Origin of the sequence: Natroniella sp. ANB-PHB2 (assembly GCF_046097105.1) — a bacterium.
GTDB lineage: Bacteria > Bacillota > Halanaerobiia > Halobacteroidales > Halobacteroidaceae > Natroniella.
Genome location: NZ_CP175562.1, coordinates 250,899 through 274,063 on the forward strand (window position 1 = coordinate 250,899; position 23,165 = coordinate 274,063).

A 23,165-nucleotide genomic window follows, 5' to 3' on the forward strand; every position below is an offset into this window, starting at 1 on the left:
CAGCAAACATGGGGTGATTGAATGCAAGAACAAGAGTTAAAGTCTAAGTTAGCAGAAATTGAAGATAAATTATTAGATCTGAGGGAGTCTCTTTGACTATGATCAATTAGTAACTAAAAAAGAAGAGATAGATGAGCAGATGGCCCAACCTGATTTTTGGAATGATAGTGAAAAGGCTCAAAAGATTGCTAAACGAGGGAGTAATCTTAAAGGTAAGATTAAGAGCTTTGATCGGTTGGAGGAAGAGCATCAAGATCTCAGTCTGTTATTGGAGTTAGCTTTAGAGGAAGAGAACGAAGAGGTGATTGCTGATGTTGAAAGTAGAATTGGCCCACTTACTAAGGATTTAGAACAACTTGAGTTACAGACATTGTTATCAGGAAAGTATGATGATAATAATGCCTTATTAGCGATCAATCCAGGGGCAGGTGGGACAGAGTCTCAGGATTGGGCTCAGATGTTATTAAGAATGTATACTCGTTGGGCTGAACAACATGGTTATCAAGTTAATACCTTAGAATTTATGGCAGGAGAGGAAGCTGGGATTAAGAGTGTGACCTTGCAGATTGTTGGCCCGTATGCTTATGGTTATCTCAAGTCAGAAAAAGGGGTTCATCGATTGGTCAGAATCTCTCCTTTTGATTCTTCAGGGCGAAGGCATACTTCTTTTGCTTCAGTCGATGTAATGCCTGAAGTTGATGATGACATTGAGGTTGAAATTGATAAAAATGATCTGAGGATAGAGACTTATCGGGCCAGCGGTGCTGGAGGTCAGCATGTCAATACGACCGATTCTGCTGTCAGGATTACTCATCAGCCGACAGGGATTGTAGTTCAGTGTCAAAATGAACGCTCTCAGCATAAGAATCGCGAAGGTGCTTTGAAGATCTTAAAGGCCAAATTATTCGATTATCTTCAGGAGAAGCAAGCAGAGAAGATAGATGAATTACGGGGTGAGCATAAGGAAATAGCTTGGGGTAGTCAGATTAGATCCTATGTATTCCATCCTTATCAGATGATTAAAGACCATCGAACCGATATGGAGAGTGGAAAGACTGAGCAAGTACTTGATGGTGATCTAGATTTATTTATTGAAGCCTATCTAAAAGAAGAATAACCTGTCAATGCCTCACATATATAGATTAATATGTGAGGTGACTTGATGGAACAGATCTTAATGACGACAGGTGTTGGGTTGCTAGCTGGAATGTTAGGTACTGGATTAGGTGGTGCTAGCATTATTTTATGGCGGAAACCTGATGATAAATCGGTTAGTTTGCTATTGGGATTAACAGGTGGGATGATGTTATCGATTGTAGTGGTTGATTTAATCCCAGCATCGATTGAATATGGTAGTTTTGTAGCTGCTGTGATAGGAGTTTTTTTTGGGTTAGTAGCTTTGGATCTAACGGCTTATTATTTTAAGTTAGAAAAGATCGAAGATTGGTATGTTCAAACAGGAATTTTACTTGGGATTGGGATTAGTCTGCATAATTTTCCAGAGGGCTTGGCTATTGGAGCTGGTTATCTGGTTACGACAGATTTAGGGTTTGGTTTGGCTGTACTTATGGCTCTCCATAATTTCCCAGAAGGGCTATCGATGGCTACTGCTTTAAAGGCAGGTGGCTGGAGTGCAGGCAAAATTTTATTAGCTACTATTTTACCTGGGGTTCCAATGGGACTGGGGGCTTTAGCCGGTTCATTACTTGGTTATATATCTCCACTTGTACTAGCGATTACATTAGGTTTTGCTGGAGGGGCTATGTTATATATTACTACTTTTGAGTTAATTCCTAGTGCTTATAACTTTCGTCATAGAGTTCAAGCTACTACTGGTGTCATCTTAGGCTTAGTAGCTGGAGTTTTAATCACAATCTTAGTTTAGGAGTGAAAAAGGTGTTGAAAAAGTTAATCAAACCAGCAATTATACTGTTGTTATTACTGTTAGTAGCTAGCCAATTTATCTTACCACGAATTTTTTCTACTAGATTAGAAACTAGTTTAAGCCAAGAATTAGATGATTATGAAGAATTAAAGGTCAGAATCAACTCTTTTCCAGCTATTAAGTTATTGACAGGTCGGGTTGATCAGTTAGAAATTAAAGCCAATAATTTAGTCAGTGAACAGCTTACTTTAGAACGGCTAGAGGCCAGTTATAGTGATTTAAAATTGGTCAAGGACGCATCTGAGCAGTGGCAGGTCAGACAAGGTGAGAATACTGAACTTGAAGTTGAACTGACCGATAAGGATTTAAATCATTATTTAGCTACTAGATCAGAATTGGATATCTTAGACTCTTTTCGAATTGATTTAACATCTGATCAGATGGTGATGGTAGGTAATTTAAGGTTCTTTAATACCGATTTAAGTCTGCAGTTAACTGGAGGGTTCAGTATTTATGATCATCAGACTTTAATATTCAATTCAGATAAGTTAGCAGTTGATCAGATTGTAATTTCAACCAGTGTAATTGAACAGTTGAAGGATGAATTAAGTTTTAAGATCAGTTTGGCTGATTTTCCTCTTCCTCTAGAACTTACTGAGGTTAATATTGAGGAAGGTAGTTTGCAGTTATTGGGTGGTACAAGAGAATAATTAATCATTAAGATCCCTATCTTAAATAAAGAGAGGGGTCTTTTTTGTTGTGGTACTTTTGTGCCACATAGCGAACGGTTTTTGTTACGGAGAGTTCTTGGAATTTTGGAACTCGTAGGGTCAGCGGTCAGCCATCAGCTATCAGCCATCAGCTATCAGCTATCAGCTAAAAAGAAAACCATAAAATCAAATTCAAAACAAGCTTTAAGCTTTTGGTTTCAAGGGGTTAAGTGATTTTAGATTTTGGTTTTAAAGGTTTTGAACTGGCTGACGACTGAAGGCTCATAGCTGATAGCTCAGTGGCACTCAAAGTGCCACTTAATATCAATTACAAGTAATATAACGGAGTTGACCAAAATGAAGAAACTACTAACTATAACCTTAATAGCAATCTTAGTTTTAACAGGTCTTTTAGTATCTAAACGTCATCGAGTGGAAAGTCAGAATAGAACTGTGGAATTGGTGATGGATTATAGTTTGTTACGGGAGTTTAAGCAGGATGAATTATTACCGCAGTTAAAAGAGATGGGTTTGACTACAATCGCTTTAGAGATGGATAATTTAGAGCAGTTGGCTACCGATGGTGAGTTGAGTTATTATCAAGGCCATCAGGTCAGTGGTTTGTCTGGACAATTAGCTGAGATTCCAAAACTTAGCTCTGGTGAATTATATCTTACCAGTGATAATCAGCAGTTATTAGATAAGCTAGAAGAAATCTTAGTTAATAGGGTAATTGTAGAGTGGACTGAAGAGCAAGGGTTGAAGGTTACTGATTATGAAGAAGAATTATTAGAATTCCCACTCTATTTTTCTGAGCAGAAGGTAGAGTTATTATCTGATTTAGGGCTACAGATTATTCCCCGAATTCCAACAGAGATTGAGCCACAGGAGTTGGATAATCTATTGGCTGGGATAGAGGGTAGTCAGCAAGTTATCTTCAGTGGAGAGGAGGTTGTAGGTTATCCTGACAGGCTTAAGCTAACTGCTCAACAGTTAAGAGCGAGAGGGATTAAGCTCGGGATGATTGAGCCCTTTATTGCACAGCAGAGTGGAAGTGGAGAGTTGGCCCAGCTACTGAATCTAGAAGCAATACGGGTGCATAGTTTGGATCAGGCAGAGTTAGATTTTTTAGGGATTGAGCGGACGTTGGCCCGTTATTTACGGGCAGTTAGGGAGAGAAATGTAAGAACTTTATACTTAAAGCCATTTACTGAGTCGGATGATACATTAAAATTTATAGAAGAGTTAGCTAAGAGGTTAGAAGCAGAGAATTATATCTTAGCAGAGGCAACTCCATTTGCTGATTTAGATGAACAGCTAGAGCTAAGGTTAGTATTAGCAATTTTAATAGTACTAGCAAATAGTTTGCTATTTAAACTGGTAGGTGTTAGTTGGGTTTATACTTTAGTGGGTGGAGTCGTTTTATTAGTAATTGGTCATTTAGTGGGAGTTGATCGTAGTTTGGAGCTGTTGGCTTTAGTAATTGCTATCAGTCTGCCTTGTTATATCTTTATTTATTTGATTAATAAGATTAATAATTCTTTGAGGCGGGGTCAAGTACTTAAGTTGTTTTTGCAGGTCAGTTTGAGCAGTATTGTGGGTGGATTGATTATTAGTGCTTTATTAGCAGATGGACGATATTTACTGCAGATTAGGCAGTTTAGAGGAGTTAAATTGGCTTTCATGCTACCGCTTGTAATCAGTTTTATTTATGGGTTGTTTGTTAATTATGGTGATTTGAGTCTGGTTAAAAAGAAGTTAGCAGAGCTTTTAGAACAACCTGTCTTGTGGAAAGAGGTGTTGATATTACTTTTGATCTCTTTAGCTGGGTTGATCTATTTAGGACGGACTGGTAATAATCCAGTGATTCCAGTCAGTGCTACTGAGGTATTGGTTAGAGAGAATTTGGAGAGAATATTGACTGTTAGACCACGTTTTAAATCTTTTTTGATTGGACATCCTGTTTTAGTGTTAGGAATCAGCTTGGCAGCTCAGGCCAAGAGGTATAGCTGGTTATTAGTGGTTGGATTGATCGGTCAGATCAATATTTTGAATACTTTTTCTCATCTGCATACTCCGTTGCTGATTTCATTGATTAGGGTTAGTCAGGGGATAGTATTAGGAGGGTTAATTGGGATAGTTATTGAATATTTAATATTTAATAATGAATAATGAAGATCAAAAGCTTAAGTTACGAATTAGCACTGATAAAAAATTAAAGCTATATTACAAAACAGCTTAAGTTTAAGGTTGAGGTTAAGTCTAAGACAATCGTTAAAAACATAAGGGTTTTTAGCTCTTACTTAAACTTAGACTTGGACTTAAGCTAAGCTATATATCAATTTAAGCGAGGTGAAATAATGAAGCGAATTATCTTATCTGGTTATTATGGTTTTAACAATGCAGGCGATGAAGCAATCTTAGCAGCTTTAATTGTAGGGCTGAAAGAAGTCTTTGGAGAAGTAGAGATTGTTGTATTATCTGCTAACCCTAGTTGGACAAGAGATCTTCATGGAGTCGAAGCTATTAGTCGAACCAACTTAGCTGAAGTGATTAAGCAGTTAAAAAGGGCCAACCTACTGATCAGTGGTGGGGGTAGCCTGTTACAAGATGTGACTGGAATGAAGACGATCCCTTATTATTTAGCAGTTATGGTTTTGGCTAAATTGCTAAAAGTACCTGTTTTCTTCTGTGCTCAGGGGGTTGGCCCAATCAACTCTACTTTTAATCGAAAATTGGTCAGAGCAGTACTTAATCGAGTTGAGTTAATTACTGTTCGTGATCAAAAGTCTAAGAGCTTATTACAGGAGTTAGGGATTGAGAAATCGATTTATGTGACTGCTGATCCAGTTTTTATGTTACAGCCAGCAAATCAAGAGAGGGTTGAGGCTATTTTAGCAGAAGAAGGGATAGATTTAGCTCAGCAGACGGTTGGAATTTCGATTCGACCTTGGGGTGACAATAGTTATTTGAATCGATTAGCTGTCGTGTTAGAGCGATTTGCAGAAGAGCTTGAGGGCCAACTGTTGTTAATACCCTTACATTATCCTGTTGATCTGGAAGTTAGTCGAAAATTAAAGCACCTTATGAAAGGGGAGGTTGCAATGATTAATGGAGATTATTCGCCACAAGAGGTGTTGGGCTTAGTTGGTCAGGTTGATTTGTTACTTGGGGTACGTTTACATTCTTTAATCTTTGCTACATTGAATAAGATTCCATTGCTTGGAATTGCTTACGATCCTAAGATTGATAGTTTTTTAGCTAGTCTAGAGTTATCCCCTGTGGGTCAGATAGATAATTTACAAGTAGAACAGCTTAGTCAAGAAATAATTATCAAATGGGCTAAAAAAGGACTGATTAAGAGGAAAATAAATAAAAAAGTTGATCAATTAGCAGGATTAGCTAGGTATAATCTAGAATTAGCTTTAATGTTGTTTGGTGGTCAGGATGCAAAATAAAATTGAGATTTTAGGAGTTGAAGTTGATAATTTGACTTTAGATGAGGCATTAAGTCAGATTGAATCCTTTTTAAACTCTGGACAAGCCAATTTAATAGTTACCCCTAATCCTGAAATGATTATTAGGGCCAACTATGATCAGCAATTAAAGAGGATCTTAAACTCAGCAGAGTTGGCCCTAGCGGATGGAGTAGGTCTCTTATTGGCTGCTAAGATGTTAGGAGTAGAGTTAAAGGAGAGGGTTACGGGTGTTGAATTGGTTCAAAGATTATTGAAGTTGGGCAATCAAATGGGGCTTCGTTTTTATTTCTTAGGGGCAGAACCAGAGATAGCAGCTCAAGCTAAGAAAAATCTTCAAGTTCAATATCCTAATTTAATGATCAAAACCCATCATGGCTACCTAGATCGTAGATTAGAAGAGAAGGTAGTAGCAGAGATTGAGGCTAATCAGATAGATGTTTTATTAGTAGGGATGGGAGTTCCGTTGCAGGAAAAGTGGCTAAATAAATATTTAACTCCTTTAGAAGTACCAGTAGGAATTGGAGTTGGGGGAGTCTTTGATATCTTGGCCGGTAAAAAGAGGCGAGCACCTGTCGCAATGCAGAAGTTTGGGTTGGAGTGGTTCTTTAGGTTGTTACAAGAGCCAAGTCGAGCGGGTAGAATAGTTGCCATACCTGAATTTGTGCTTAAAGTTCTTCGGCAGCGATTGAAGAATAAATGACTTTAGTAAGTAGTCATTATATCAATATGTATTAAGTTTTGGAAGGGGATTGTTGAAATGACACGGCAAGATATTTATGATTATTTAGGAATTACAGTTGGTTCGATTTTAATTTCATTGGCATTAGTTATTTTTTTGGTACCTAATCGAATTGCTGCTGGTGGAGTCAGTGGTTTGGCTACTGTATTATATCATCTATTCAATTGGCCAGTAGGAACGGTGATTTTAGCTCTGAATGTACCTCTCTTTATTTTAGGAGTTAAAGAATTAGGGGCCAAATTTGGATTTAAGACTTTGTATGGAATTATAATTCTATCTGTCGCGACAGATTTATTGGCCCCACATTTATCTTTTGTAACTGATGATCTTTTATTAGTCGCTATTTATGGTGGAGGCTTAGCAGGAGTTGGTTTAGGGATTGTCTTTAAATCGAAGGGAACGACAGGTGGTACCGATCTTGTTGCTCAAATAATTAGTAAATATACAGGTTTGAGTGCTGGAAAGGGATTATTAATTATTGATTTCTTTGTTATCTCATTAGCAGGGATTGTCTTTAATATTGAGCTGGCTTTATATGCTTTAATCTCTTTAGCAATTACCAGTACGGCGATTGATTTAGTTCAAGAAGGCTCGAATATTTCTAAGGGTGCTTTTATTATTTCTGATTTTGCAGGAGAGATTAAAAAAGAGATTATTGATGAATTGGATCGTGGGGTAACTATTTTGAATGGTCGGGGTGGCTTTACAGAAGAAGATAAAGATATATTACTTTGTATTATTAGTCGATCTGAAGTATCAGATCTTAAGAATGTGGTACATACTATTGATAAGGATGCGTTTGTGATTATTACTGAGGTACGTGAAGTATTAGGAGAAGGATTTAAAGAAAATATTATTGAGGAGGTTTAAGGATGAGCAAGGTAACAGAGTTAGAGGATAAAGCACGAGTAATTAGAGAAGATGTTTTAGAGATGCTAACTACAGCCGGATCTGGTCATCCTGGAGGTTCTCTATCTGCTGCTGATATATTAGCGGTATTATATTTTGAAGAGCTTAAGATAGATCCAACCAATCCCAAATGGGAAGATAGAGATCGTTTCGTATTATCTAAAGGCCATGCAGCACCAGTATTGTATGCTGCTTTAGCAGAGAAAGGATTCTTTCCTAAGGAAGATTTAATGAAGTTAAGGACTTTAGAAGGGCACTTACAAGGGCATCCTGATTTAAATAAGACGCCAGGAGTCGATATGACTACTGGATCATTAGGACAGGGTTTTTCTGCTGCATTAGGAATGGCCTTAGCTGGTAAATTAGATCAGAAGGATTATCGCGTTTTTGTAATGTTGGGTGATGGTGAGCTACAAGAAGGGCAGGTGTGGGAAGCCGCATTAGCAGCTGCTCATCACAAGCTGGATAATCTGATTGGAATCGTTGATAATAATCGAGTCCAATTGGTTGACAGAACCGAAAAGATTATGGGAGTAGAGCCGATTACAGATAAGCTTTCAGCATTTGGATGGTATGTGATTGAGATTGAAGGCCATAATCTAGAAGAGGTCAGGGCAGCTTTCAACCAAGCCAATCAGATAAAGGGCCAACCAGTAATGATTGTAGCCAATACGATCAAGGGTAAAGGTGTTTCCTTTATGGAAGATACTGCTGCTTGGCATGGTAAAGCTCCAGATGATGAAAAATATCAGGAAGCATTAGTAGAATTAGAATAGGAGGGATAGTATGGCAGAGGAGATTCCAACCAGAAATGCTTATGGAGAAGCACTAGTTGAATTAGGTCAAAAGAGAGAAGATATAGTTGTCCTAGATGCAGATCTGTCAGGTTCTACGAGGACTGGTTATTTTGAAGAAGAATTTCCTGATAGATTCTTTCAGATGGGGATTGCAGAGCAGAATATGATGGGGACAGCTGCTGGTTTAGCTACCTGTGGTAAGATTCCTTTTGCTAGTACTTTTGCTGTCTTTGGTAGTGCTAGGGTAGCAGATCAGATTAGAAACTCGATTGCTTATCCTAAGTTGAATGTTAAGATTGCGGTTACTCACGCTGGGATTACCGTTGGCCCGGATGGTGCTACCCATCAAGCGATCGAAGATTTGAGTATTGTCCGTGGGATTCCTAATCTAACAGTGATTGTTCCAGCAGATTATACAGAAGCTAAAGCTATTACTAAAGCTGCTGCTAAGTATGAAGGGCCAGTCTATTTAAGGTTTGGTCGGGTAGGAACGCCAACCATTTTTGATGAAGCTGATTATCAACTTAAATGGGGACAAGTACAGGTAGTTGAAGAGGGTAGTGATATTACAATCTTTGCTACTGGGATTATGTTGGCCCAAGCTTTAGCAGCTGGAGAAGAGTTGCTAAAAGAGGGAATTGAAGCAGAAGTGGTTAATGTTCATACTATTAAGCCACTTGATGTCGAAGGAGTTATTAATTCAGTTAAGAAGACGGGGGCAGCAGTAACTGCCGAAGAGCATAATATCTATGGAGGTTTAGGTAGTGCTATTGCAGAAGCAGTAAGTGAAAATCACCCTGTTTTACTAAAACGAGTGGGGATTGAAGATAGATTTGGTAAATCAGGAGAACCTAAAGAATTATTAAAAGAGTATGGGTTGACAGCCCAAGAGATTATAACAGCAGTTAAAGAAGTACTTGCTAGATAGGAGTGTAAAGTCCTAAATGTAGTTGTTCAACTTTGAATTAGGAGCTAGGAATTAGTAAGAACAAGTTCTTTAAGAAATTTTAATTATAGGATTTTGAATTTACTGATACTGGCTCCTGATTCCTGATAATTATAATTTTGGACTTTATTTAATAAATTACTGGATGGAGGTAGAAAAATGGATAGTAATCAATTAGCAACTATGATCGATCATACTATTCTTAGACCAGATGTTGTCAGTGAAGATATCAAAATCAAGTGCCAAGAGGCTTTAGAGTATAAATTTGCTTCAGTATGTGTTGGCCCTTCTTTTGTCAAGCTGGCTAGTCGACAATTAGCAGATAGTGAAGTTAAGGTTTGTACGGTAGTTGGATTTCCATTAGGAGAGTCCACTTCTGAGACTAAGGCTTTTGAAACTAGGAATGCTGTTAAAAATGGTGCTCAAGAGATTGATATGGTGATTAACATAGGGGCTTTAAAATCAGAGGCTTGGGATGTAGTTAGGGATGATATGAGGGTTGTAGTTAGAGAGGCTAAAGACAAGGCGATAGTTAAGGTGATTATTGAGACCTGTTATTTGACTGAGGAAGAGATAAAAAAGGCTTGTCAAGTTATTAAGGACGTAGGAGCAGACTTTGTTAAAACTTCGACTGGCTTTGGGACTGCCGGGGCCAAGGTAGAGGATCTTGAGTTGATTAAAGGGGTAGTAGGAGATGAGTTAGAAATTAAAGCAGCAGGTGGAATTAGAACTAAAGCTGAGGCAGTGAAGATGATTGAGGCAGGAGCAACAAGGGTTGGAACTAGTTCAGGGGTGGAGATAGTAAGCAATTAATATTTAATAATGAATATTGAATAGTTAAAGGGTAAAAGAAAAGTGCAAAGAAAAAAAGATCAAGGCAAAATTATGCTAAGTTTACATAATAATTGAATAGTTTTAAATTACTAAGCCGGTTAGAGGTTTCTCTAGCTGGTTTTTTGCTTTTAGGGCTGATTTTACTTAACCTTAAACTTAGACTTAGACTAGAATGACCTATGGTCATTCTTTGTTCTCTTCTTGGAATTGAAGTAGCTCCTTTTGGTAGTCAGGATTTTCAGCAAAAAATTTGACCAAGTTAGTGATAGACTCAACCGTCTCTTCTGATAGATAATGCTCCATTGCCTCGGCTTCTTCTTCCAGATGACAATCACTACCGATTACTTCTAAAAACTCTCGTAAAGTCCGATTTCTGTCTACTAAAAACTTACCTAATTTCTTTCCATTAGAAGTTAATTGGATATTTTGATAACGCTCATAATCTAAATAACCTTTGCTAGTTAATTTTTTGACTGCCTTGGTGACTGAGGGTAAAGAGACGTCTAATTTGAGTGCTATATCTGTTGTGCGGACGAAGCCTTTTTGTTTAGAAAACCGATAAATCTCTTCTAAGTAATCTTCTAGACTAGGTGATAACATAACAACTCCTTTCAAGAACAGTTGATAGTTGAAAAATTAAGCTTAAGTTTGAGTCTAAGTCTAAAGCCCTATGTTTTTAATGGTTGACTTAAACTCAACCTCAGTTTTAAACTTATTACAATTCCTATGTAACAAATTTAAAAAAAGAAGAAAAAACTCACATTTATTTGCTTGAAGCATATTATATTACTGAGTTTGCTAATAAGTTAACTGAGGCTAACTTTGTTAGTTGAAGTTAACTAAAAGTTAATTAGGGGGGATAAGATGAGATTTAACTTTAGGAATGGAATGGTGATTGCGGTTGTCTGTATTATAATTGTTTTAGGATTACTTTCTGTACAAGAAGCAAGAGAAGATGAGCAGTTGAAGGTAGTGGCTACATATTCGATTATTCACGATTTAGTGGAAAATGTCGCTGGTGATAGGGTAGAGTTGAATAGTATGGTACCGATTGGCGAGGAGCCTGAGGAGTATGAACCATTACCTGAAGATATGCAAGCAGTAGCTGAAGCGGATCTAGTATTTGCTAATGGCTTAGGGATGGAACATTGGTTAGTGAGTATAATTCAAAATGTTGCTCCTAATCAAAATATGGTAGAGGTTACAGCAGGGGTTGAACCTTTTTATCTATATGACGCTGGGTTGCAAGGTGAGCCTGATCCTCATGCTTGGCTTGATCCGATTTTGGTAAGGGACTACTATATTCCTAATATTCGTGATGCCTTAATTGAACTTGATCCAGAGGGTGAAGAGTATTATCAACAAAGAGCTGTGGACTATCAAGAGGAATTAGGAGAATTAGATGAATGGATTAAGGAGCAAGTAGAGCAGATACCAGTTGAGAATAAGATCTTAGTTACTAGTGAAGGTGCTTATCGTTATTTTGTTGAGGCCTATGGCTTTGAAGAAGGGTTTATCTGGCAGATTAATTCTCATGAAGAAGGAACACCACAACAGATTGCTAATTTGATTGACTCGATTAGGGATCAAGAGGTAAAAGCAGTCTTTGTAGAAACAAGTGTCTCTCATCGCCCTATGGAAAGGGTGGCTGAAGAGGTTGGAGTTCCGATTGGGGGAGTTTTATACTCTGATTCTACAGATGAGCCAGGTTCTGAAAATGATAATTATCTTAGTATGATGGAACATAATGTCTCTTCTATTGTTGAGGCATTAGGGGGGAGAGAGTGATGGAAGAGAGTCTTCGGGTTGAGAATGTAACAGTATCTTATGGTACTGATGATCCGGTGATAGAGAGGGCAAGTTTTGCCCTCCAACCCGGCTCTAAAGTAGGAGTTATTGGCCCTAATGGTGCAGGAAAGTCTACTTTGATGAAAGCAATTGTTGGGTTATTACCTTTGGATCAAGGAAGAGTTGAGGTCTTAGGGGGTTGTATTAATCAAAAGAGAAATTCTGTGGCTTATGTACCGCAAAAAGAGGATATTGATTGGGATTTTCCAGTTTCAGTCTATGATGTGGTGATGATGGGAAGATATGTTCATCTAGGTTGGATTAAAAGGCCTACTAAGCAGGATCACCAGATTGTAACTGAAGCTCTTAAAGAGGTTAGAATGTTCGATTATCAGAACCGACAGGTTGGTAAGTTGTCTGGGGGCCAACGGCAACGAGTCTTTTTGGCTCGAGCATTGGCCCAAAGAGCGGAGATTATGTTATTAGATGAACCTTTTGCAGGGGTTGATCAAACAACAGAAGAAATAATTTATGGTCTGCTTGATCAGCTCTCTAAAGAAGATAAGACGGTGATTGTTGTTCATCATGATTTAAAGAAGGTAAAGAAGTATTTTGATAATTTAATTTTGGTAAATAAAGAGATTATTGCTTACGGGCCAACCAAGGCAACCTTTACTCAAAGTTATTTATCTCAGACATTTTCTCAGCAATCTACTGTAGTTCAAAATGATTTGGTGGTGATGACATAATGGAGTTGTTATGGGATTTATTAGTGTCACCATTACAGTATCAATTTATGCAACGCGCCTTCTTAGCGGCGATTGTAGTGGGAGTTGGTTGTGGAGTCTTGGGTAGTCTTTTAATTTTGCGTAAACTGGCCTTAATGGGTGATGCAATCTCTCATGCTGTCTTGCCTGGGGTAGCAATTGCTTATCTGTTAGGGATCAACTTTTTCATAGGAGCAACTATAACAGGGGTAACTACTGCTCTTGGGATTGGATTTATAACAGAACATAGTAAAATTAAGGAGGATTCGGCGATTGGGATTATGTTCAGTGCAGCTTTTGCGATAGGTATCTTGATTATAAGTAAGATTACAACTAATATAGATCTCTTTCATATTTTATTTGGTAATGTCTTGGGGGTTTCTAGGACTGATTTAGTATTGATTTCTATCTTAGGATTTTTGGTCATAGCATTAACAATCTTATTCTTTAAGGAGTTGAAATTATCTTCATTTGATCCGACAATGGCTCAAGCTATTGGGCTTCCTACAGATATGATTCATTATTTATTAATGTTGATGCTCTCTTTTATAGTAGTAGCTTCTTTACAGACGGTAGGGATTGTTTTAGTTGTTGCTATGTTAATTACTCCGGGAGCTACTGCTTATTTATTAACAAATGACTTATCTGAGATGATGGTTTTATCAGGTGTTTTTGGGTTGTTATCAGCTTTAGTTGGACTTTATCTTTCTTTTCATTTAAATGTAGCTTCAGGAGCTGCTATTGTTGTTATAGCTACTATATTCTTCATTATCGCTTTGTTATTTTCTCCTCAAGAAGGACTATTGGCTAATAGAGAGCAATAAGTAGTTAAGAGCATTGAGTATTGAATATTAATAATGAAGAGCAAGCTGGTCTCTTCTTTAGGTTTTGAATTTCAATTATTAAGTATTAAATATTAAATGAACTTCATCTGTTAAGTTTTAAATTTGCGAAATCAGAAGATGAGTGGTAAAATTAAGATTAAGTTAATAACTATTTAGAAAGGTAGGTAATAATGTTTAAATCAAAAAAGAGGCTTGGGATTATATTAATCATATTGATGTTATTTGCTGCAGGAGCAACTGGATTCTTCCTGCATAGGGCTGAAGCAAATTCACAAGAAGAAATGAATCAATTTCAGAAATTACTAGTTATTTTTAATCTTGTACGGAATAATTATGTTGAAGAGCCAAGTGTAGATAAGTTACTTACTGGAGCAATTGATGGAATGTTAGAATCATTAGATGACCCATATACAGGATATTTACCACCAAGAGAGTATGATGATATGAAGACTACTATGGAAGGTGAATATGGTGGAATTGGAATTATAATTACGATGCGTGATGATCAGTTGACAATTATTTCTCCAATTGAAGGAACACCTGGTGATCGAGTTGGTTTGAGGGCAGAGGACGAGATCATGAAGATAGATGGTATTTCTACTGAGGGAATGTCGATGGAGGAAGCAGTTGATTTGATGCAAGGGGAACCGGATACTGAAGTGGTTTTACTGATTGAAAGAGTTACTGAAGAGGGGGAAGTTGAGGAGTTTGAAGTTGACATAACTAGAGAGTTAATTGAAGTCGCTCATTTGGAAGCTGAATTAAAAGAAGAGAAGATTGGTTATTTGAGAATGAGTAGATTTGGAGAGGATGTTGGTCGAGATCTTGCTGTTGAATTAGAGAAATTAGAAGCAGAAGGAGCAGAAGCTTTTATTTTGGATTTAAGAAATAACCCGGGTGGTTTATTACCAGAAGCTGCTAAGGTAGTCAGTAACTTTACTGACCAAGGGCCAGCTGTTTATGTTCAAGAAAGAAAAGAGGCTAAACAGGCGATACCATTGAATCCAACAATTAGGTCGATAGAAGATAAACCTTTAGCAATATTAGTTAATAGGGGAAGTGCTAGTGGTTCTGAGATAGTAGCAGGAGCACTTCAGGATAATGATCGCGGAATAATAGTTGGTGAACAGACTTTTGGCAAAGGTTCTGTGCAAAGTGTCAGTCCATTGCCTGATGATTCAGCTGTTAAGTTGACTACTGCACGCTTCTATACACCGCTAAAAAATAAGATAGATCAGGTTGGTGTTGAACCTGACATTCCAGTTGAGTTTGATCTGGAAACTAAAGTAGATGAACAGTTAGAAGTAGCGATAGAGGAGTTGCTAAATAAATTAAGATAGAAGGGACATCCTGATGAAAGAGAATAATAAGTTAGTTATTTGTTTGTTTTGTTTGGCAGTGTTGGTTGCAGTTACTCTAATCAGTTTAGAGAGGGAAGTGATGAAAGAAGAGGATAAGTCAGAGGCAACAAAAGAAGTTGTTGTTGATTATAGAGCAGATGTCGCTGAATTTGAAACAGAATTTCAAGTGATTTTAACTGAATTAAATCTAGATAAGAAGGAATTAATTTTAGAACAAGAGCAAGTGGAACAGAAAGAAGAAAAGAAAAACTCTTCTTTTGTCTGGGAACATAACTATTATAAGTTAGAAGTGCCTCTTTTTGGAGTAGAAGGAAGGTTGTTATCTGAACTTAAAGATAAAATTGTAACCAATTTTGAAACTGCATTTCCAATTGTTGAAGTTGATTGGGAAGAGCAAGCAAATGAGCGGAGGCTGGAGATTAGTTTTGGTTTTAAGGGTGAAGGTGTCTTGGTTGAGACCCATCTTATTCAGTTTGTGCAACAACGACCAGAAGCTAAGATGGCAATTATTATTGATGACTTGGGATATAGTCATCAGGCAACCAGTGATATCTTCAGCATCGATCGCCCTTTGACTATGGCTGTTTTACCTTACTTATCTCAGTCTGTACAGCAGGCTAAAGAGGCTAAAGAGTTGGGGTATGAAATTATGTTACATCAGCCTTTTGAAGCTCATAATCCTGAAGTTGACCCTGGCCCAGGAACGATTAATAGTAGAATGAATTCTGAAGAGATTAGAGAAAAGTTACGGCAAATCTTAGATCATTTACCTCCAGTTGTAGGAATCAACAATCACATGGGTTCTAAAGGAACTGAAGATCCTAAAATAATGGAAGAGGTAATGAAAGTTTTAAAGGAAGAAGGGTTATACTTTATTGATAGTAGTACCTCTAGTCAATCAGTAGGGGCCAAAAAGGCTAGAGAGGCAGGAATTTTGACAGCTGAAAATTATCTATTTATCGATAATGTTGATGAGCAAGAAGCTGTTGAGGAGATGCTACTTATGCTGGCTGATGTTGCATTGAAAAGAGGAAAGTTAGTGACGATTGGCCATGTGCGAACAAATACAGCCAATGCAATTAAGGAAGTGATTCCTATTTTAGAAAAGAAGGGAATCAAGTTAGTGTATGCCTCTCAGATAGTTAAGTAGTTTGGCTAAATTTGAGTTTGATTAAAAACAAATTCATAGTTCAAAACAAAGAAGTGCCTAATTAGTGGGGGCTTCTTTGTTTTTAGAATTTCAATTATTCACTATTAACTAGTAAATGCTTTATTAGAGGAGTGATAAAATGTCTAATAAATTTGAATTGGTTTCAGAGTATACTCCCCAAGGTGATCAGCCTAAGGCGATCGAGAAATTAACTGCCGGAGTGGAATCTGGATTGGAGAAGCAGACATTATTAGGAGTAACAGGATCAGGTAAGACATTTACAATTGCTAATGTAATTGAACAAGTACAGAAACCAACTCTGGTGATAGCTCATAATAAGACCTTAGCAGCCCAATTATGTAGTGAGTTTAAAGAGTTTTTTCCTCATAATCAAGTTGGTTATTTTGTCAGTTATTATGACTATTATCAACCGGAAGCTTATGTTCCGCAAACAGATACCTACATTGAAAAGGATGCTTCGATTAATGAAGAGGTTGATAAATTGAGATTGGCGGCAACCAGTTCATTATTTGAACGAAGGGACGTTATTATTGTAGCCAGTGTTTCTTGTATTTATGGCTTAGGAAATCCAGCAGATTATTTAGATTTAACCTGCCATTTAGAGCGTGGAATGCTTAAGGAGCGAGAAGAGATTATTCGGGAATTGATTAATATTCAATATAAGAGAAATGAGATTGATTTTGATCGAGGAACTTTTCGGGTTAGAGGTGATACTTTAGAAGTGATTCCTGCTTATGAAGAACGGGCCTATCGAGTAGAGCTTTTTGGAGATGAAATTGATCGAATTACAGAGATAAATACAGTAACTGGTGAGATTTTAGGAGAGTTAAAAGAGATTACAATTTATCCTGCTAGCCACTTTGTAACCCCTCAAGATAAGGTGGAGCGGGCATTAAAAGCTATTGAAGTTGAGTTAGAAGAAAGATTAGAAGGTTTAAGGGCTGAGGGGAAGTTGCTTGAAGCGCAGAGGTTAGAAGAGCGAACTAAGTATGATATGGAGATGTTAGAGGAAGTCGGTTTTTGTTCAGGGATTGAGAATTATTCACGCCACTTGGCAGGACGGAAGCCAGGTTCGCGTCCTCAGACTTTGATCGATTATTTTCCGGATGATTTTTTGGTAGTTATCGATGAATCACATAAGACAATTCCACAGATTGGTGGGATGTATGCTGGTGATCGTTCTCGAAAAGAAAGGCTAGTAGAGCACGGGTTTAGACTACCTTCTGCTTTGGATAACCGTCCATTACAATTTGATGAGTTTGAGAGGTTGGCCCAGCAGGCAGTTTATATTTCAGCAACGCCTGGCCCGTATGAACAAGAACATAGCCAACAGATAGTAGAGCAGATTATTCGACCGACAGGGTTAGTTGATCCTCAAGTAGATGTTCGACCAATTAAAAATCAGATTGATGATTTATTAGATGAGACTAGAGATGTTATTGCATGTGATGGGCGGATCTTAATTACAACTTTAACTAAGAAGATGGCGGAAGATTTGACCGATTATCTCTATCAAGCTGGGATTAAGGTCAATTATTTGCACTCCGATATAGATACTATTGAGAGGTTAGAGATAATTAGGGATCTACGGTTAGGTAAATTTGATGTGCTGGTTGGGATTAACTTATTGCGTGAAGGCTTAGATATTCCTGAAGTATCCTTAGTTGCAATTTTAGATGCTGATAAAGAAGGATTTTTACGTTCTGCTCGTTCTTTGATTCAAACAATTGGACGAGCAGCAAGGAATGTAAATGGTAGGGTAATTATGTATGCTGATCAGGTTACTGATTCAATGAAGCAAGCTCTTGATGAGACTGAGCGGCGTCGTGAATTACAGTTGGAGTTTAATCAGCAACAAGGGATTACTCCCCAAACAATTAAAAAAGATGTGAGAGATGTCTTGCGACCGGTCGATATGGTTGCTGAGGCTAAAGCTAACTATCAGGCTGGGAGTGAAGATAAGAAAGGTTTATCTGAAGCAGAGATTAGAAAAGAGATTGCTGAATTGGAACTGGAGATGAAGAGTGCCGCAGAGGAGTTACAATTTGAATTGGCAGCACAGATAAGAGATGAGATAGATGAATTAAGAAAAAGGTTGTAATTTAAGATATATATCAATTTTCTCCCCTCCCTGTGACCTTTCTCACAGAATTTATAATTAATTAAGATTATAATTTAGTTAACGATGAAATTAATGATTAACAAAATAAATCTCAAAAAGGGGAGATAGAAATGCCAAAAAGACAAGTGATTAAGATTGATGAGGATAAATGTAATGGTTGTGGAGAATGTGTAACAGGCTGTCAGGAAGGTGCATTACAGATTATTGATGGTGTAGCTAAGCTGGTTAATGAGTCATTTTGTGATGGTTTTGGTGACTGTATCGGTGAATGTCCAACAGGAGCTTTAGAGATTATAGAGCGTGAAGCTGAGGAATTTGATTTAAAAGCAACAGTAGAACATGTTAAGAATGTTAGGGGAGAAGAAGCTGTTAAGGAAATGTTGAAAGCACAAGAGGCTCATGGAGAAGAAGTTCCAGAAGAATTAAAGGAGATCTTTGTAGAAAAGTCTGGGTGTCAATCACATCACCACGCTCATGATCAAATGGGAGGTTGTCCAGGTAGTCGAATGATGGAGATGAAACAGAAGGAAGTAAAAGAGAGTGAAGCTGAAAAAGAGATAGAGGTTCAATCTCAATTACAGCAATGGCCGGTTCAGATTCATTTACTTTCTCCGCAGGCTCCATATTTTAAAAATGCTGATTTATTGATTACAGCTGATTGTGTGCCGGTAGCATATGCTAATTATCATCAAAAGATGCTCAAGGGCAATGCAGTAGCAATTGGATGTCCTAAATTAGATGATGCTAATGCTTATGTTGAGAGATTGGCAGCAATTATTGAACAGAATGATTTAAATAGTATTACTGTAGCACGGATGGAAGTTCCATGTTGTGCTGGAATGGTTCAAATTGCTCAACAAGCAGCTAAGAAAGCAGGTACTGAATTAGAGGTAGAGACAACTGTAGTAAGTATTGATGGCAAATTGAAAAAGTAAACTGAAGAAAATAAATTTAAGTAAGGCGGGGAAATCCCGCCTTCTTTTTAATTGGTATGAATTTTTTATAATAGAGCTTAAGTTTAAGGCTGGATTAAGATTAAGTCAATCATACAAAGAATGGATCTAGGTCTTATTTAAACTTAGATTTGAACTTAAACTTAATGTCAATAATTGATTGAATTGAAATTTATAGTTTAAAAGGTGAAAGTCCTTTGATATAATAGGAGAAAATTGAGTAGAAAGGATGGAGTAGGATGAAGTATGTAAGTACTCGTGGAAATTATCAGCCAGTTAGTGCAGCAGATGCAATTAGATTAGGTATGGTACCAACAGGAGGGTTATTTGTTCCTGAGAAGATACCAGCTTTTTCAAAAGAAGAGTTAGCTAAGTTAGTCGGAAAGAGTTATCAAGATGTAGCCCAACAAATTTTAGCAGAATTTTTGACTGATTATACAATGAAAGAGTTAGCAGAGGCTGTTAGTTTAGCATATAATGAAAAATCTTTTGGTGCACAAGAGATTGCTCCGTATGTTAAATTGGATGAGCAAAGTTATGTTTTAGAATTGTGGCACGGGCCAACGGCCGCTTTTAAGGATATGGCGTTACAGTTAATGCCTCATTTGTTGGTTAAAGCAATCGAGAAGGTTGACTTAGACAAGGAAGTTGTTATTTTGGTAGCTACTTCCGGGGATACAGGTAAAGCTGCTTTAGAAGGTTTTAAAGATGTTAAAGGAGTTAGGATTATTGTCTTTTATCCTGCTGGAGGGGTCAGTAAGGTACAAGAAGAACAGATGGTCACTACAACTGGAACTAATACATCAGTAGTGGCAGTGGAAGGTAACTTTGATGATTGTCAAAGTAGTGTTAAGGAGATCTTTGGCGATCAAGAGTTTAAAGAGTTATTAGAACAGAATGACTATCAATTTTCATCGGCTAATTCGATTAACTGGGGGCGATTAGTGCCGCAGATTATTTATTATTTTGCCAGTTATGCTGACTTGGTAGCAGATGATCAGTTGGAATTAGGAGAGCAGATCAACATTTCGGTTCCGACAGGCAACTTTGGGAATATTTTGGCTGCCTATTATGCTTATCGAATGGGACTGCCGGTCAATAAATTCATCTGTGCTTCTAATGATAATAAGGTCTTGACCGATTTTTTAAAGACTGGAGTGTATGATAGCAACCGTGATTTTAAAAAGACGATCAGTCCATCAATGGATATCTTGATCTCTTCTAATTTAGAGAGGTTTTTATTTGAACTGACTGACCATGATGCTGCTAAGATTGAAAAGTGGTATCATGATTTAGAGCAAAATGGTAAGTTTAAAGTCGGACAAGCGGTACAGGATAAGATGCAAGAGTTATTTGTAGGGGAGTATGCTACTGAAGAAGAGACATTAACAACGATTAAGCAAATTTATGAGAGCAAAGAATATGTAGTTGATACTCATACTGCTGTGGGGATTAAAGCTTATCAGAAGTACTTAAGTGATTATGATGATCTAACGACAACTGTGATTGATTCGACAGCAAGTCCTTATAAATTTAGTCAAGCTGTTTTAGAAGCATTGCAAGGAGAGTTAGAGACAGAGGATGAATTTGAAATTTTAAATCAGCTAGAAGAGTTGACCGGTCTTGAGATTCACCGTGGTTTGAAGGATTTAGATAGAAAAGAGGTTAGGCATGATAGAGGATGTCAGACTGGAGAGATTAGAGAGCAAATTAAGGAAATTTTACAATTAAAATAATAAGCAGAAGGGGGTAGGCTTTAAAGCTTGCCCCCCTTAATTATGTCAACTGTAAATTTAATGAAACAAATGAAAATAATATATACTAATTTTATAGGAATAATTGATAATTACCCTTGATTATGCTTTGTGAAAAATGTTATAATAATTGTGAAAGAGATATCTTTAACTTAAAATTTTTTAAAGACGAGGGGAGGTTGTGTGAATGAAATGAAGAGCAAGAATGATTATGGTTTTAGCACTAGCTTTAACTGTATTAGTTGTTGTAGTAGGTTGTAATGATGAACAAGCTGTAATGACGGAAGATTCATCACTTGAAGGTACTTATGTTGGTTATTCTTGGAGAAATGAAGCTGATGGTGTTGAGTTTGAGGATGCTGATAGGTATGTTGAAACTATCTTACATCTTAATGAGGATGGAATCATTGAAGATGCTAAGATGCTTTATTTCCAACAAGCAGATGGATATTTGACAGCTCGTCAAGATGGAAGTGCTGATGTGTGGGTTGATTTTTCAGTAGATCCTACAAAAGCAGAAGCTCTTGAAGGAAGTGACTATCAGGCGGGAGAATCTATGTTTAAGATTTCTACTTCTAACCTGATGAGTTTCTATGCTGCTGCGGTGGCTGAAGATGGTACTACAGCTGCTACTATTGTTGATCCATGGACTAGGTTTCAGTTTGAGATGAAGTTCCCTGCGAACTTTGATTTTGATGACACAACTGTTGGCGAAATGACTATCGGAAGTGACTTGATTGTTCCAACAGGTAGAACTGGTGGTTCTCACCCAGCTGAGTGGGAGGATTTGGCTGATAAAAATATTTTGAATATTCATCCAACGTGGTCTCATGTAGTTAATGATGAAGGTGTCTTAGAAGATATTGATCAAGATTCTTCTACACGAGAACTTCTTGAAGCGATGGGAGTTGAATTTGCTAGTGGACAACCTCAAGCTATGGCTGTTGAGTATGGCTACTTTGGCTTAGGTGGTTGGTCTGGTAACTATGAGGCTATTGAAGAATACTTAATTGGACAAGATGCAACAGAGGTTACTTCTTTAATTGATTGGGAGGATAACCCTCGTTGGTCAGATGCTGTCAATGAAGATAATGTATTTGGTGTAGATGTGCCAAGTGGAGCAACACGTACAGTACAGAATTCCTTTGACACAATCGCTGGTGCAACTGTTAGAATGTCTCGGGAATCTACATCTTATCAGCGTGCCTTATTAGATGCTGGTATTCTTGATGAAGATGAAGTGATTTCTACTGGTCGATTCTAAACAGAGTATTTTTTATTAATTTTTTACTAAGATATATTTATAGAGTAATATAATTTTAAATATGAGGTTATCGAGGAATACTTAAATGAACAAGATGTATAAGAGTTAATTTTTAGTAAAAAATAAGGTGTGTCTAAGAGTTTTAGTCTGAAAAGTAAGAGAAGAAATTAAATAACTTAATCATATTATAATAGGAGGAGTTATGAAATGAGAAAATCTAAATATTTCATGTTACTAGTAATTTTGCTAGTAAGCACTGTTGTCTTAGTTGGTTGTCAAGGAGAAGAGGTTGCTCCAGAGGGAGAGGTTGAACAATTTGGTTATGCAGCTAGCAACTTTGAAGATGCTGATTATCGAGGAGTTTTCGCAGATGGTGGTGACGATCAGATAAATATTCAATTTACATTAGAGGACAATATTGTTGTTGCTGCTAGTTACAGACACTTGTATTATGGAGGAGTAGATTATCTTGAGTTAGAAGAAGATGATCAGTTATATGCTATCACAGAACAGTATGAGCAGGTGTTGGATTATTTGGAAGGTGAAGATATTAGAGAAGTTCTTCCAGAACTTTATGATGCAGAGAATGTTGTAGAAGATATTGATACTTTTACAGGAGCTACTTTGAGAGCAAATAAAGTAATTTCAGCGGCAAGAGATGCACTTAATAGAGGTGCGTACCGATATTAATTTTTTACTAGGACATATTTGTAGAGTAATATAATTTTAAAAAGGATCAACTTGGTGGATTAATTTACTGAGTTGGTTCTTTTTATTTTTGTGTAGAAAAAGTAATATCTATTTGTAATTAGTAATCATTACTGATATAATAGAAAGTAGT

Annotated in this window: 21 protein-coding genes; 20 read left to right on the forward strand and 1 reads right to left on the reverse strand. The window is 37.2% G+C overall.

The window, feature by feature from the left end; genetic code table 11:
• Positions 1 to 21: 21 nt before the first annotated feature.
• The 10 genes from prfB to deoC all read left to right on the forward strand — a co-directional run bounded on the left by prfB (position 22) and on the right by deoC (position 10,278).
• Positions 22 to 1,117, forward strand: a protein-coding gene (prfB, locus tag ACKF5P_RS01295) for a peptide chain release factor 2 (RefSeq protein ID WP_408955712.1) whose coding sequence is annotated in 2 segments (ribosomal slippage) — positions 22 to 93 and positions 95 to 1,117 — 1,095 coding nt in all. Because the reading frame shifts where the segments join, the coding sequence is not laid out codon by codon here.
• A gap of 45 nt (positions 1,118 to 1,162) precedes the next feature.
• On the forward strand, positions 1,163 to 1,885 hold the full coding sequence (locus ACKF5P_RS01300; protein WP_408955713.1) for a ZIP family metal transporter: 723 nt from the start codon (positions 1,163 to 1,165) through the stop codon (positions 1,883 to 1,885).
• Between the two features lie 11 nt (positions 1,886 to 1,896).
• Positions 1,897 to 2,595, forward strand: coding sequence for a DUF2993 domain-containing protein (locus ACKF5P_RS01305; protein WP_408955714.1), 699 nt, complete (start codon positions 1,897 to 1,899; stop codon positions 2,593 to 2,595).
• A gap of 357 nt (positions 2,596 to 2,952) precedes the next feature.
• On the forward strand, positions 2,953 to 4,767 hold the full coding sequence (locus ACKF5P_RS01310; protein WP_408955715.1) for a DUF5693 family protein: 1,815 nt from the start codon (positions 2,953 to 2,955) through the stop codon (positions 4,765 to 4,767).
• Positions 4,768 to 4,955: 188 nt separating this feature from the next.
• Entirely contained in the window at positions 4,956 to 6,053 is a 1,098-nt protein-coding gene (gene csaB, locus ACKF5P_RS01315) for a polysaccharide pyruvyl transferase CsaB (protein ID WP_408955716.1), read from the forward strand.
• Positions 6,043 to 6,774, forward strand: a complete 732-nt coding sequence (locus tag ACKF5P_RS01320; RefSeq protein ID WP_408955717.1) for a WecB/TagA/CpsF family glycosyltransferase — start codon at positions 6,043 to 6,045, stop codon at positions 6,772 to 6,774. Before csaB ends, ACKF5P_RS01320 begins: the two co-directional genes overlap by 11 nt.
• A gap of 57 nt (positions 6,775 to 6,831) precedes the next feature.
• Positions 6,832 to 7,683, forward strand: coding sequence for a YitT family protein (locus ACKF5P_RS01325; RefSeq protein ID WP_408955718.1), 852 nt, complete (start codon positions 6,832 to 6,834; stop codon positions 7,681 to 7,683).
• A 2-nt stretch (positions 7,684 to 7,685) separates the two neighbouring features.
• The gene (locus tag ACKF5P_RS01330; protein ID WP_408955719.1) at positions 7,686 to 8,498 is read left to right on the forward strand and encodes a transketolase; all 813 of its coding nucleotides are present in this window, start codon (positions 7,686 to 7,688) and stop codon (positions 8,496 to 8,498) included.
• A 10-nt stretch (positions 8,499 to 8,508) separates the two neighbouring features.
• Positions 8,509 to 9,447 (forward strand): transketolase family protein, encoded by a 939-nt coding sequence (locus ACKF5P_RS01335; protein ID WP_408955720.1) that lies wholly within the window; start codon positions 8,509 to 8,511, stop codon positions 9,445 to 9,447.
• Between the two features lie 177 nt (positions 9,448 to 9,624).
• Positions 9,625 to 10,278, forward strand: coding sequence for a deoxyribose-phosphate aldolase (gene deoC / locus ACKF5P_RS01340; RefSeq protein WP_408955721.1), 654 nt, complete (start codon positions 9,625 to 9,627; stop codon positions 10,276 to 10,278).
• A 204-nt stretch (positions 10,279 to 10,482) separates the two neighbouring features.
• Here deoC and mntR read toward each other — a convergent pair whose 3' ends face one another.
• On the reverse strand, positions 10,483 to 10,899 hold the full coding sequence (gene mntR / locus ACKF5P_RS01345) for a transcriptional regulator MntR (protein WP_408955722.1): 417 nt from the start codon (positions 10,897 to 10,899) through the stop codon (positions 10,483 to 10,485).
• Positions 10,900 to 11,163: 264 nt separating this feature from the next.
• Here mntR and ACKF5P_RS01350 point away from each other — a divergent pair, with 264 nt between their 5' ends.
• From ACKF5P_RS01350 to ACKF5P_RS01395, 10 genes are all read left to right on the forward strand, one after another.
• Positions 11,164 to 12,087, forward strand: a complete 924-nt coding sequence (locus ACKF5P_RS01350; RefSeq protein WP_408955723.1) for a metal ABC transporter solute-binding protein, Zn/Mn family — start codon at positions 11,164 to 11,166, stop codon at positions 12,085 to 12,087.
• On the forward strand, positions 12,087 to 12,836 hold the full coding sequence (locus ACKF5P_RS01355; protein WP_408955724.1) for a metal ABC transporter ATP-binding protein: 750 nt from the start codon (positions 12,087 to 12,089) through the stop codon (positions 12,834 to 12,836). Before ACKF5P_RS01350 ends, ACKF5P_RS01355 begins: the two co-directional genes overlap by 1 nt.
• On the forward strand, positions 12,836 to 13,678 hold the full coding sequence (locus ACKF5P_RS01360; protein WP_408955725.1) for a metal ABC transporter permease: 843 nt from the start codon (positions 12,836 to 12,838) through the stop codon (positions 13,676 to 13,678). Before ACKF5P_RS01355 ends, ACKF5P_RS01360 begins: the two co-directional genes overlap by 1 nt.
• 191 nt (positions 13,679 to 13,869) lie before the next feature.
• Entirely contained in the window at positions 13,870 to 15,039 is a 1,170-nt protein-coding gene (locus ACKF5P_RS01365; protein WP_408955726.1) for a S41 family peptidase, read from the forward strand.
• A 13-nt stretch (positions 15,040 to 15,052) separates the two neighbouring features.
• On the forward strand, positions 15,053 to 16,210 hold the full coding sequence (locus ACKF5P_RS01370; protein ID WP_408955727.1) for a divergent polysaccharide deacetylase family protein: 1,158 nt from the start codon (positions 15,053 to 15,055) through the stop codon (positions 16,208 to 16,210).
• A gap of 139 nt (positions 16,211 to 16,349) precedes the next feature.
• Positions 16,350 to 18,332, forward strand: coding sequence for an excinuclease ABC subunit UvrB (gene uvrB, locus ACKF5P_RS01375; RefSeq protein WP_408955728.1), 1,983 nt, complete (start codon positions 16,350 to 16,352; stop codon positions 18,330 to 18,332).
• 131 nt (positions 18,333 to 18,463) lie between these two features.
• Positions 18,464 to 19,288 carry an ATP-binding protein gene (locus tag ACKF5P_RS01380; protein WP_408955729.1) on the forward strand — a complete coding sequence of 275 codons (825 nt, stop codon included), beginning with the start codon at positions 18,464 to 18,466 and terminating at the stop codon, positions 19,286 to 19,288.
• A gap of 257 nt (positions 19,289 to 19,545) precedes the next feature.
• The gene (gene thrC, locus ACKF5P_RS01385; RefSeq protein WP_408955730.1) at positions 19,546 to 21,042 is read left to right on the forward strand and encodes a threonine synthase; all 1,497 of its coding nucleotides are present in this window, start codon (positions 19,546 to 19,548) and stop codon (positions 21,040 to 21,042) included.
• 223 nt (positions 21,043 to 21,265) lie between these two features.
• A complete protein-coding gene (locus ACKF5P_RS01390; RefSeq protein WP_408955731.1) occupies positions 21,266 to 22,324 on the forward strand; it encodes a hypothetical protein in 1,059 nt (352 codons plus the stop codon).
• 207 nt (positions 22,325 to 22,531) lie between these two features.
• A complete protein-coding gene (locus tag ACKF5P_RS01395; RefSeq protein WP_408955732.1) occupies positions 22,532 to 23,014 on the forward strand; it encodes a hypothetical protein in 483 nt (160 codons plus the stop codon).
• Positions 23,015 to 23,165: the final 151 nt, after the last annotated feature.